Origin of the sequence: Nostoc sp. DedQUE05 (genome assembly GCF_034530955.1) — a bacterium.
Classification (GTDB): Bacteria; Cyanobacteriota; Cyanobacteriia; order Cyanobacteriales; family Nostocaceae; genus Nostoc.
In genome coordinates this window covers 94996-107571 of the sequence record NZ_JAVRCB010000022.1, presented here as the reverse complement: position 1 = coordinate 107571, position 12576 = coordinate 94996, and the positions used below count along the sequence as shown (strand labels likewise).

At 39.2% G+C, this 12576-nt stretch carries 13 protein-coding genes; 3 read left to right on the top strand and 10 right to left on the bottom strand.

Annotated features, from left to right (window positions below; all coding sequences use genetic code 11):
- Positions 1-2: 2 nt before the first annotated feature.
- The 3 genes from RMZ42_RS17955 to RMZ42_RS17945 form a co-directional block, all read right to left on the bottom strand.
- Positions 3-956, bottom strand: coding sequence for an NAD(P)-dependent oxidoreductase (locus tag RMZ42_RS17955; protein WP_322672655.1), 954 nt, complete (start codon positions 954-956; stop codon positions 3-5).
- A 202-nt stretch (positions 957-1158) separates the two neighbouring features.
- Entirely contained in the window at positions 1159-2220 is a 1062-nt protein-coding gene (hemE, locus tag RMZ42_RS17950) for a uroporphyrinogen decarboxylase (protein WP_322672654.1), read from the bottom strand.
- 365 nt (positions 2221-2585) lie between these two features.
- A complete protein-coding gene (locus RMZ42_RS17945) occupies positions 2586-3269 on the bottom strand; it encodes a PEP-CTERM sorting domain-containing protein (protein ID WP_322672653.1) in 684 nt (227 codons plus the stop codon).
- A gap of 807 nt (positions 3270-4076) precedes the next feature.
- Here RMZ42_RS17945 and RMZ42_RS17940 point away from each other — a divergent pair.
- Together RMZ42_RS17940 and RMZ42_RS17935 are read left to right on the top strand one after the other, a co-directional pair.
- Positions 4077-4814 carry a hypothetical protein gene (locus tag RMZ42_RS17940; RefSeq protein WP_322672652.1) on the top strand — a complete coding sequence of 246 codons (738 nt, stop codon included), beginning with the start codon at positions 4077-4079 and terminating at the stop codon, positions 4812-4814.
- A gap of 33 nt (positions 4815-4847) precedes the next feature.
- Complete coding sequence (locus RMZ42_RS17935) at positions 4848-5471, top strand: hypothetical protein (protein WP_322672651.1); 624 nt, start codon at positions 4848-4850, stop codon at positions 5469-5471.
- 106 nt (positions 5472-5577) lie between these two features.
- On the opposite strand, the gene RMZ42_RS17930 is transcribed toward RMZ42_RS17935, so the two are convergent.
- From RMZ42_RS17930 to dacB, 7 genes are all read right to left on the bottom strand, one after another.
- Entirely contained in the window at positions 5578-6897 is a 1320-nt protein-coding gene (locus RMZ42_RS17930; protein WP_322672650.1) for an ABC transporter substrate-binding protein, read from the bottom strand.
- A 52-nt stretch (positions 6898-6949) separates the two neighbouring features.
- Positions 6950-7252 carry a glycosyltransferase gene (locus RMZ42_RS17925; protein ID WP_322672649.1) on the bottom strand — a complete coding sequence of 101 codons (303 nt, stop codon included), beginning with the start codon at positions 7250-7252 and terminating at the stop codon, positions 6950-6952.
- Positions 7224-7595, bottom strand: a complete 372-nt coding sequence (locus RMZ42_RS17920; protein WP_322672648.1) for a glycosyltransferase family 4 protein — start codon at positions 7593-7595, stop codon at positions 7224-7226. The genes RMZ42_RS17925 and RMZ42_RS17920 overlap by 29 nt, the downstream gene beginning before the upstream one ends.
- A gap of 73 nt (positions 7596-7668) precedes the next feature.
- Complete coding sequence (locus RMZ42_RS17915; RefSeq protein ID WP_322672647.1) at positions 7669-8328, bottom strand: glycosyltransferase family A protein; 660 nt, start codon at positions 8326-8328, stop codon at positions 7669-7671.
- A 230-nt stretch (positions 8329-8558) separates the two neighbouring features.
- A complete protein-coding gene (locus RMZ42_RS17910; RefSeq protein ID WP_322672646.1) occupies positions 8559-8903 on the bottom strand; it encodes an FkbM family methyltransferase in 345 nt (114 codons plus the stop codon).
- Between the two features lie 130 nt (positions 8904-9033).
- A complete protein-coding gene (locus RMZ42_RS17905) occupies positions 9034-9936 on the bottom strand; it encodes an LD-carboxypeptidase (protein WP_322672645.1) in 903 nt (300 codons plus the stop codon).
- Between the two features lie 29 nt (positions 9937-9965).
- Positions 9966-11435, bottom strand: a complete 1470-nt coding sequence (gene dacB, locus RMZ42_RS17900) for a D-alanyl-D-alanine carboxypeptidase/D-alanyl-D-alanine-endopeptidase (RefSeq protein ID WP_322672644.1) — start codon at positions 11433-11435, stop codon at positions 9966-9968.
- Between the two features lie 213 nt (positions 11436-11648).
- On the opposite strand from dacB, the gene RMZ42_RS17895 reads away from it, so the two are divergent.
- Positions 11649-12251, top strand: a complete 603-nt coding sequence (locus RMZ42_RS17895) for a hypothetical protein (RefSeq protein ID WP_322672676.1) — start codon at positions 11649-11651, stop codon at positions 12249-12251.
- Positions 12252-12576 lie beyond the last annotated feature (325 nt).

The following is a 12576-nucleotide window of genomic DNA, read 5'->3' as shown; positions in this document are numbered from 1 at the left end:
TTTCATACACGTTTAACACCGCTAATTTTCAAAACATCACTCATGGTTGCACAATAATTTGGCAAGCCGAAACTATCGGGATTGATGAATTTTTCGTATGTAAAATGTCGATAGTTCATACAAAACCGATCCCAAGCGGCCATGCGAATGCGGAATAGAACAATAATCAAATTAGCCAATGCTATAGATATGGGAATACGAAAGTAAATCTTTTTGCCCAGATAAGCACAAACTTCTTCCACTGCTTGATTAGCAGTTAATGGTGCTTGACCTAAAACAAGCCTACGTGGTTGATTATCTTTAGCAGGACGATCGATCAGATATCGCACAACAGTGGCAATGTCTCGTCCGTGGATAAAGTGAAAACTGCCATCTGCTTCTAAAAAGCGAATCAAATTGATATATTTTGTCACTTCTGCAATACCAGATGTGACAGCAGAATCAGGTTTATTCGCATCACCGCCGAATACTACAGTGGGAAAAACTGTGGTAATTTTGGGTGCGATCGCCAATTTTTCTTTTTTCTCTAAACACTCATATTTAGAACGGATATAATCTGTCCCAATTTCCCCGGCTTCTTTTAATGGTTGATTGTAGCGATCCAAAACGCTAGCTGTCGAAAAATAAATTACCTGTTGGCAACGTTCTGGATCTAACAGTTCCAGTAACTCTATAGTCTTGACGACATTAATATCAAATGTTTGCTCGCCACCCCAAGCTGTGGCTGTGAGTACGGCTGTATCAATTGTGTATAGCAAATCGGCAAACTGGCGAATATTTTGCATATCACCTTGCAAAACGTTGATACCTGAACGAGCATTAGTATCAACTTGCAGTTTGCTTGGGTTCCTAACTAGTAGATACAGTTCGTGATTTGTTTCTTTAATTAAGGCTTCTGTTAAATAATGACCTACACAACCACTTGCACCAGTCACTAAAATCCGTTTCTGGCTCATAATAAGATTTTAATAAGTTAGGAGTTAGGAGTTAAGAGTTAAGAATTAAGTTAAAAGTTCCCTATCAGGAGTTATTTATAAAGTTAGGAGTAAGAAGTGAGGAGTTAAGAATAAAAGATAACTTTGTACCTCGCAACTCATAACTTGCAACTCATAACTCATAACTCATAACTCATAACTCATAACTCATAACTCATAACTCCTAACCCTTAACTCCTGCAAGATTCAATTCCTTTGCAGTTTCAAAAAAGAAAGCGACATTTTCTTCTGGAGTTTCTGGTAAAACACCGTGACCAAGATTGAGAATATGACCCCAATTACCGGCTTTGCGAACCGTATCGAGGATGCGATCGCGAATAAACTGTTTAGAGCCGAATAACACGCCTGGGTCAAGATTTCCTTGAACTTTCATTTGCTTACCCAATCTGGCTCTTGCATCTGCCATATCCACTGCCCAGTCTACACTGACAATATCAGCGCCAGATTGTCCCATTCTTTCCAACACACCCGCACTACCGCTAACTAGCAAAATCAAAGGTGTATCGGGATGGGTTTGCTTGACTTGCTGGAAAACTCGCTGCTGATAGGGCAGAGCAAAAGTATCATAATCTTGAGGACTCAATTGACCCGCCCAAGAATCGAACATTTGCACAACTTGAGCGCCAGAGTCAATTTGGTAGCGGGCATAGATGGCGATCGCATCTGCTAATTTAGCTAATAATTGATGCAGTATCACCGGGTCTGAAAATGCCATGTTTTTGATGATGGAGTAGGTTTTAGAACCTTTTCCTTCAACTGCATAAGCTGCTAATGTCCACGGCGCACCCACAAAGCCTAACACCGTTGATTTGTCGCCTACTTCCGAACGTAGCGCTTGCAATATTGTCTTGATAAATGGTAGAGCTGCTTCTGGTTCTAAAGGATGCAGACGTTCAATTTGTTCTTGAGTGCGGAGGGGCGAGTGAATGATTGGCCCTTTACCTTCGGCAATATCCATGTCAATGCCCAAACCAGGTAATGGGGTGACAATATCAGAAAATAAAATTACTCCGTCTGGTTGGAAAGCTCTCCAGGGTTGCAAGGAAACTTCAATTGCTACATCTGGAATTTCGGAGCGATCGCGAAACGAAGGATACTTTTCTCTTAAGTCTCGATATGCTTTCATATATCGTCCCGCTTGTCGCATCATCCATACAGGGGGACGATCTACTACTTCACCACGAGCAGCCCGTAAGAGATGAGGAGTCGTTGAATAAACACCCATTTATTACTTCATCCTATTTATGCCACTGTTTAGCTTATCATTCTGGGATTACGCTTTTCCAGCAGGTTTTCAGGAAAAGGTGAATAGCAGGGCATAATAGTAATATTTTATAATATTTTGATTATTGGATATAAGCGCTCGGTTGGCTTGACTACAGTATTAATGCCAGCAAGCGCTACAATTTATTGTTTTTTTTTGGCTTATCCCATGAAATTATTGCTTTGAGTCCTAAGTAGAAATACATTTTTCACTTCTGGATCGAGGGAACGGATGAGGAAAACTGCATAACAAATAAAAATGTGTCTCTATGCCATATATAGATAGAGACACATCCTTAAGGTTTTTCAACAGGAATCTGGATAAATTTATCCTTTCAGTGCCACTTTCTTTTGTGAGCGTTTGAAGACCGACATCATACCACAAGCACCTATTGCTAACACACCTAATATTGCATTAGGTTCAGGAACGCTGGCTAGTCTATAGGCGTGGTTATCTGTTTCAAAGGCAACGCCATTTGAGCGCATCACAACTCGGTCAAATGTTTCTCCTGTATCAGCTACAAGATTGATAAACATATTAGCTTGAGAGCTAGTCCAACTACCATTAGCTATAGCAGTTGGCACATCTGCACCACTAAAAGTCTTTAATAACTGATCGCCTTTGTAAATGTCAACAAAGTTATAATCATCTAATGAACCTGCATAAAAACCGAAGTAATTAACAGCTTCTTTGAACTTAATATTGACCAAACCACTGTCGCCTGCAACATTACTACCTACTGGAGCAATTGTTAGAAATTTGGTGTTATCCCCATAAGGTGAGGCGTATTGACTAGATACGCTACCTTGAACAATGTTACTAGTAATATTAGAGTAAGTAACAAATCCATTAGGATCATTTGCTGTGCCATCGTCAAAGGTGACAGTTTTGGCATCAGCGTAGCTAGAAAATGGTCCACTATTGACTTGCAGAGTTACCGCACTAGCTGGATTCGCACTCATAACCACAGCAGTCATTCCGAGTAAAGCCAAAGAGATTTTTTTCAGCATTCTAGTAATAAACCTTGAAAAAGACAAAGATAATTAAGATTGAACTTTTCTTGAAACCTAGCTATGAAAAACTGGGTTCATTACTCCAACAAATTAGAAAAAATCACAAAGATTATTAGGCCTTTATATATGACTTTTGTTGGGTAAAACAAGCTCGAATATATAAGTTGAGCTTGATACTTTGTAATCCTATTTTGATTTTTATAACTCGCAAAAGATACGGTGTATATACTAAAATATTTTTAAAGATTAAGTGAAGGTTATTGTGCAATTGTAGTAGGCAGTACAAACACATCTAAATTACTCTCGATCGCAACCAAGGTTAAAAACCAACAAAAAATCACTATTTACCATTTGGTTTAGTTTCTCAGGCTCAAAGCGATGTCTACGATGGGCTACCCCAATACGGTTCGGTTAACAAATTTATCTGTTGAGGTAAGCTTTTGAGGCAGGGGGAGAAGAGAGGCAGGGGAGGAAGAATTAACTTTTTTCCTCCTCTGCAACGCCAGCCTCCCCGGTCTCAAGAGCTTATCCAAACCGTATTGTGAGCTACCCCTAAATCTTTAGCAGTAAGAATAGGTTAATGAGATTCTATTGAGAATAGACCGTTATTATTGACATAAGATTCTCGCCTTGGGGAAGTGGGGAGTGGCGAGTGGGGAATGGAAAATAAAGACTGTGATTGAGAAATAGAGTAAAACAAGAATCAATATTTAATTGAGGATTGGCCAAACAGGGCATTAGTTAATTCTCCCCCTGCTTCCCTATCTTTGCGATCTCCCTTTTCCCTCACTCCCCTAACTTCTTATGCAAACTGACTCTAACAGTTCCGATCGTGTTGCATCTGCTAATAATGAGCCTAATCCAGGAAAGTATTTGATTCCGCGATCGCAGCGACAGAGGTTCTTTATTCAGTTTACCGTAATGACCCTCATCGGATGGGTTGTCGGTGGCGTTGCCAGTATCGCTTTAGAGAAAATTATTCTCCAAAGTCTCTCATCTAACGTTGCTAATCAACCACAAACATGGAGCATTTTGGTTAGAAGTCTTAGTAACGTTGTATTTGCCGTGATTTTCGCTGCTGACCAAGCTCTTGTGCTTTACCGATATTTACCGGGTTGGCAGTGGCTATTTGCTACTAGTGTCGGTTGGCTAATTGCCAACGGCGTTTCTACAGCCTGGATTAACTACATTTCAACCATTGCCTCATCATCTTCTGAAGATACTTTGATTTTTGGATTTTTGTCTGCGATCGCATATATAATTTCTGGAATTTGGCTAGGGATTTGCCAATGGCTGGTGTTGAGGCGATATACAGCAGGCATTTGGTGGTGGAATTTTTTACCCTCAATCTCTTTTTTCTGGATTACTATTTTGGTTTGGTTGCTTTTTATTATGCAAAATTTGATTCCAGAAACCTACCGTACTCCCATACTATATTGGAGTGGACAAGGACTGACAGCAGCGATTTTAGGAGCCATACCAGCAATTGGTTTGTGTACATTAAAAAGAAATTTACATCCCAAAACTGGAGTTTCTTCCTGACTTTTATCGATATATTCTATAACCTTAATATTTATGACTCGCCCGCGCATTCTCCAACCCGATCAAAGTTATACATTTAGTAAGTATTTTGAATTACCATATACTCCAGCAGATATCTTGGCGGAACTGGGATGTAGTTACGAACGCGCATCGCTACAACTACCACAATATTCAGGCGTAATTGACTATTTAGAATTTTTGCAGCGTTACTTACGGCGCAATATCATGCGCGTAAATCCTATCAGTGAAGCTGCAAAACGTGAAGTTTTAATTGCTCCTATTTTGTTGGAAATTTGCGACCAAACGCAAACTCAACTAAACATTGAGTACCCCATTAATGTTAGCGAACAACTCAAAGGGAGTTTTGATTACTATATTTCATCTTCCAATTCCCTGTTAGTAGTCGAAGCCAAGCAATCCGATTTAAGCTGGGGATTTACTCAACTTGTAATTGAATTGATAGCACTCGACCAATGGACAGATTCGCAAACACCAACTTTGTACGGTGCTGTAACAAATGGAGAAGATTGGCGATTTGGAATATTTTATCGGCAAGATAAACGGGTCATGCAAGATATCAAACTTTATCGCGTTCCAGAAGGTTTGGAAGAATTAGTGCGAGTGCTTATAGGAATTCTTACCAATGCTGGTAGTTAATTACAATAGTTTTCTTTTCTATGAAGTACAAAGCTACAGGTTTGGAGGCAGAAGGCAGCCCCTATAGGACTTCTAGTTAAAAAACAGCACTCACCACTAGTTCTATTTATTTGTCATCCCAAATCAAATCTAAACGCTCTTGTGCTTTCTTGAGGGCTTTTTCAGCAGACTCTCCTAGTACCGTCGCTTCTATAGCTCGACCAAGACTCTCAGAAAGACGGCTATATCCAGCAATTATTGGTTGAGAATGTGCCACAGGTAACTGGTCAAAAAACACTTTTAATACTGGTTTTTCATTAATGAATTGCTGATAAGCTTTGCTTTGAGCCGATGTAAGGGTAACTGGCAAAAAACCCGTCCCTATACTCCATTCGGTTTGGAATTCCTCACTCAAAACATACTCTAAAAATTTGAATGCTGCTTGCTCTCTTACTGGTGTGGTCTTCATTACAAAAAAATTTCCAGTACCTGTGACTGTAGCAGCTTTGACACCTGCTGGTATGGGTAATACCTGATGATCGACCTCAGATTTCATGATTAATGTCCAAGGGCCTGTGATTTGCATTGCAACACGACCTGTAAGAAAAGCTTCCTCTTCATAACCTCGTTCTGGGGCAGAAAGCATTACTGAACCATCTTTTATCAGGTCTTGCCAGAATTGTAAGGCCGCGATCGCACCCGCATTCGTTAAATTGGGGCGATTATTAGTTACAACCTCTCCTTCTGCACCAAATAAAAACGGGAACCAACTAAATACAGTCCATCCTCCTTTTCCTAAAGGCAGTAACATACCATACTGTTCGGGGCGGCCATCCCCATTGCGGTCTATAGTTAATTTTTTGGCAACTTGTCTCAATTCATCCCAAGTCTTGGGTAATTCTGTAATTCCCGCAGCTTCAAAAAGTTTAGGACGGTAAAAAATACCAATATTACTGGTGTGCATTGGCACTGACCAAATGTGACCATCTAACTGCATTTCTGGCAATAAGTTAGGTCTAATGTCTGACTTGAGGGGCGATTTATCCAACCAATCTTCTAAAGGTCGAAGTGCCCCTAATTCCACAAATTGACCTGTATATTCAGGATGGAATGACAGCAGGTCTGGTGGTACATTGGCAACCACTGATGTCAATATTTTTGGTAATTGAGGTTCACTCTCAAAGATAGATTGTACCTGAATATCAGGATGAGTTTGATTAAATTTATCTACTAGTTTTTGAAATATATCTCGATTTGCAGGGGGATTAATAGCTTGCCATAGTGTCAGATGAATTACCCCATCTTCCTTTTGTCTTATCCCCTGACAACTAGATAAGAATATCAGACACAAACTTAGAATTATTCCTAAAATAAAAAACTGCCGAGCCGAATTTATCAAGTAACACCATAAATCTCTAATTCTCTTAGCTAAAAAGTTAGTATTCATACAAATTTTTTAGATATAAACATTAGTAAAATAGTATATTATTCAATTATACTCATTTTGAAATAATTTGCTTTCTTAAAACTTCTAATCTTTCAGCACAGCTAGCCGCACTAAATAATTGTGCAATTTTTTCAGAGCATTCAATCTTCTCTTGAGGAGTTTTTATATGGTCAATAATAGCTTCTGCTAACGCATCTACATTACTTGGTGATATTATTTTCCCACATTTAAGTACTTCAGAAATTTCACGTGGGCCAACTGGGCAATCAGTGGCAATAAACGTTACACCACTAGCTACAGCTTCTACAAGAACCAGTGGTAAGCCTTCAAAATGGGAAGCAAGTATAACAATCACTGTGAATATAGCTAATGTATGGAACAGAGAAACTGCCAGGGATGAATTTAGATAGATAAAATAGTTTAGTAATAAATGCAGTATGACAAACAATAATATCCGGTTTTTGTTCAGCAATAACCCTGCTTAATTTTATCGCTACCCATATTTGGTGTATTATCCCCCCAATAATAAATAGAGTACCTGCAACTTTCATAACAATCACAGTTTTAGCCGCTTTAAAAGATACTATCCATTGTGGCTCTAAAACAGTAAGCACCATAGTAGAGACTTGGTAGCCAGCTTTGGATTGAGAAGAAATTAGCGAATCAGCAACTTTTGGCGCTCCACCAATGTTATTCAAAACTATATGACAAATATGCATAGTTGCAGGTAACGTTATACTGAGTGGATCGAGACAAACTAAATTAAAGTTTTTAGGTTAATGAGCGCTGTTCTAAAACATCCTTGGTAATGCTTGTTTCTGCTCTCGTATAAACGTAGGTTTGTGGTTCTGTAACTTTTTTAGTTTTAAAAATTTTGTCTGCCCGTTTCCAAAAGTCTGTATCTTCTCCATAGGGAATATTATTAAATCCCTGCAATTCAAAAAATACTCGCCTCTTACCAAAAAATGTAGGGCCTAAAACACATTCGCGTAAATTAATTATTTGACCTGGTTGAAAATAATCGGCTACAAAAATCTCTTCTTCAGAGAAAAATCCTCCTTCAATCAAGTCAATTTCTGGATTAGCTTGCATGTATTTAAGTCGCGACTCTAGATGATTGGATTTATATGTATCATCGCTGTCAATAAATGTAATGTATTTGCCAAAGGATGCTTGAACTCCGGCGTTTTTAGAGTACCCCAATTTTTTATTTTGATGTTTTAAATAACGTATATTATTAAATTTTTGCAAATATGGATTGACAATTTCAAAAGTATTATCTTGGCTACCATCATCAACTACCAACAGTTCCCAATCTTTAAAAGTTTGAGCAATAACACTATTGATGCAAATATTCAAATATTTTTCTCGGTTGTAGGTACAAAGTATAACTGAAATTTCGGGACTAAAGTCAAAGACAATAGGACTCATAAGAGTTAGATGTTTAATTTGTAACTAGTTGAAAATTTTCCTAAGTATCTAGGCATAAATAAATTTAAAGTTTGTAGTAAGGACTTTAGTCTTGATAATCCTTGCAGTGAGCAATTTCTCCCTCCCTGCAAATTAGGACTTTATTTTATATTCAATTATGTCTATCTACTTACTAACAACATAGCATCACAACCAAATAATGATACTATTTGTAATTTATTCACTGATATTCAATATGCCATAATCGGCATCAAGCAAGCGATGGCTATACCCACCAATGGCATTGCGCAATACTTGCTGTACAGTAAAGGTAAGTAAATTTTACCGTGATTTACACTAGACTGGTTGATCTCCTCTAAGTTTGCGTAAAAAGTGACTGGCTCATCTTTTGGTGATACAGCAATATTTAGGAGGGTAAGTTGACCATTTTCTATATATAAATTTAGTCGCTTTTTTGTAGCTTCGTAAAGCTCAGGATGAGCCTCAATACCAATAACACGAAAGCCTTTTTTTAAGTAAAACTCTGTATCTTCACCTGTGTGAACGCCGACATCAATTATGAAATTTTTATCCATAAATCACGTTTTCCTTGAATAACCATGCAAGCGTTCAAACATGTAATACTTTACACTATCTATAGTTTTTTATATAGAAATGCTACCAAAAGAAAGTCATTTTCTTGAATTCAGCGGATCTGATTTTAACTTAATGGGGATGCGCGATCGCTAATATTCCCGCATCCCCATCTAAAGTTACCTCTACACCCACTGGTAAGGCTGCATTGGGATTATCGTGGCCAAAAGGCAAATCGGAGACAATGGGAATCCCTAAATCGCCCAAGCGATCGCGCAATACTTCTTCTACACTAAAACTAGATATAGTTGGTGGCGCTTCACAACGAGTAAAACCGCCTAAAGCAATACCCCAGACTTGAGACAAAGCACCACTCAAACGCCACTGTGTCAGCATCCTATCGATGCGATAAGGTGCTTCGGTAACATCCTCGAAGGCCAGAATTACACCATCCAGATGTGGCAAGATTGGTGTACCCAAAAGGTGAGTAGCCACCGTGAGATTACCTGGTAACAAAGTACCAGTAACCACACCACCACCCCAACCGCAACCTTTGAGAGGGGTAAAAGAACCACCTTCTATCCAATCAAATAATCGCTTAACTGACCAATCTGGCTCATCTACCAAAGTTGTCATTACAGGGCCGTGAACGCCGGAAATTCCTGCTGTATAAAGGCTCCATAATAAAGCTGTGATATCAGAAAAGCCTATAAGCCACTTGGGAAGCCCTGAGTTTGGCCAATTCCAATTTTCTAAGATGCGGGTGCTGCCAAAACCACCTCTGGCACAGAGAATACCACGACAATCAGGATCTTGCCATGCTGCTGCTAGCTGGTGACGGCGGTTTTCGTCTGTTCCAGCTAGATAACCCCATTTGTCATCTATCTGGGGACTGATTTCTAATTTGTAGCCACGCGATCGCCAAATTTCTAGACTCTGTTTAAACTCCTCGAATTCTCGCAAAGCACCACTAGGGGCAATTACTCGTAGTAAGTCTCCAGGTTTTAGGGGCGGTGGTAAGATTTTGGCTGGCATGAAACAAGTTAGGAGTGAAAAGTATAATATTAACAATGCTGCAATTGTGTTAACAAGACAACAACCTCATCAATTGCCTGCCGTATAACTGTTGCAGACTGATTTGACTGATTGACGATAATACTAAAAACTAGCGGCTCATATTTCGGCGCATTCATATATCCAGATAGAGAAACTACACCCGTTAACGTACCTGTTTTTGCTTGCACAATACCCTCAGCAGATGTACCTTGAAAGCGGCCTTTCAGAGTTCCACTTTTACCAGCCACGGGTAAAGATGCGCGATATATATATGCAGTTGGGGTTTTTGCCATTCCCCGCAGAGTTTGGACAAAAGCTTCTGGTGTCACTAAGTCACGACGTGATAAACCTGAACCATCGACCAAAATGTAATTAGCTGGATCGACCCCCAATTTAGTTAAACTTGCTTTGACAACTTCTAAACCGACATCAGCACTACTCTGAGTTTTCACTCTGAGTTTTTTCACAGCTAATGCTCTCAACAATGCTTCAGCATAAAGATTATTACTATTTAAATTAGTTTCTGCTAATAATTCAGCTAAAGGTGGCGATTCTACAAATGCTATTTCCTGTTGATTCACGCCACCATTTACTACTAATGTCTGTCCCAAAGTAATTTTTTCTGTTGCTAAAGCAGTACGGAAACGTCGTAAGAAGTAATAATTAGGGTCAACTACAGGCAAATCTATTAAAGATTTTTCAGAATTAGTTGTCAGTTGTCCTTGAATTCGTAATACTGTTCCTGATAATTCGCGGGTGACATTGACGTAGCTCGGTTGATTTTGAGGGACGGTTATTGACTGATTAATTATCCGCCACTGTTTTGCTTCCCCAGGATCGATCCACAGCACTTGCAAAGATTTACCTACAGCCTGTGGTACAAGTTTAAAGCTAAAAATATTTTGATTCAGAATAAAGCTGCTGACTGGTACGCCATCACTTGACTGCACATCTTCCCATTGCCAGGTGGGATTAACAATATCACCTTGAATATAACTATCATCAGCACTCAACTGCTGAATTTGAGTAATACCTTTCTGTTTTAACTGCTGTGCCAATTTTTGCAGTTCTGTATCACTTAAACTAGGATCTCCCCTGCCGACAACACGTAAAACACCATTGCCATTCTGATAAATAGAGGTGCGAATCCGAAAATTAGCACCCAATTCCTGCAACGCGGCTGCTGTCGTCAGCAATTTGAGGTTAGACGCAGGAGTAAAATATTTTTGAGCATCTCGACTGTAAAGAGTTGGCCCCGTTGACAGAGGTTGTATCAAAATTCCCCAGCGTCCCCGACTAAATAAGGGACGATTGATTACAGCATCTATCGCTGTTCCCAGTTGGCTAGAGCAAATTGATTTTGTGGTAGTTGTTGGTGCAACTGGGGTTTGTGCTTTCGCAATAGAACTAAATCCTGTGTGGCTAGTCAAAAATATTAATAAAACACCCAGTGGTTGATTTAAAGTCTTAAGTCTCACCAATTTTCCTTATCCCAAAGACAGATATTTTTACTTTGCAAACAATTTCTTTCCGGAGAGAGAAGAATTGGCTCAGTAAAGTTACTTAATTAGTATAGGGAAGATGTTCACATGTTTCATACATAGGCGATCGCACTAACATAATTTATGGGACTACAAAATCGAAACCCAAGTCAACCTGCATATACAGAAATACGAAATCGAGGCAATGGTGTGAGTACATTTTTATCTGGTGTAGCTGTATTACTCTCTACTTTGGCTTTGGGATGTAGCGGCTATGTAGCTTATGAAGTTTTTACGTTACGGCAGACACTAAATACTACTAGTACAGCCAGTAACACCATTCCCACTCAAGTCCCAAGTCCTACAACTACAATTTCTCCACAAGCAACAGTCTCACCATCGCCAGCTAGTGCTACAACTTCAGCAATTATTAGCCCTGGCCAATTTGTGCAGCCTGCTTTTGGCAAAAAGGCAGAAGTTGAGTTACTTTCAGCAAAACGAATTAAAGATCCAGAAACTGGAAACCGTGATGTGGTAAATCTGCAAATGCGGATTCGTCGCCTTGCCACAGACGGAGTTGTTGGTAGCGATATTATCTCGGTAGCTAGTACAACAGCCCGCAATCCTGAGACTAGCGTAACCTACAAAGGAGTTGCTCTTAATCGCTCAACAGGAACCGTTTCTTTGTTCCAAGTACGTCCACAAGCCTCCGCAGATGCTTATATCTGGCTAAGAGTTCCCGATGGTATCAATAATTTGGACATTTTTGTGCCAGATACAGCCGCATTTAAAAATGTACCAATTTCATCTTAGCTAGCTAACTGATATCAAATAACTCCCCATCTAGGGGAGCTATTTGTCGTTGATTGTACAAGATAATGCTTTACTTCTCTAAACAGTAGCCTGTAACTCTAAGCAGCAGTCTGAAAGATAACCAAATTTTTAAAACCCTTTTTAATTACTTTCTCTTTCACTCCAAGAGCAATTTCGCTGACTGCTATTGATGCAGTTTTAGTGTTATTTATAACTGTGTTTGAAGTTCCTTTATTAACTCTTGCTAAAAGCGTATTCCAAAATAAGTTTAAATAAATAATAATTTTAACATCACAAGGTTAGCAAGTAGGTAACAAAAGATTCT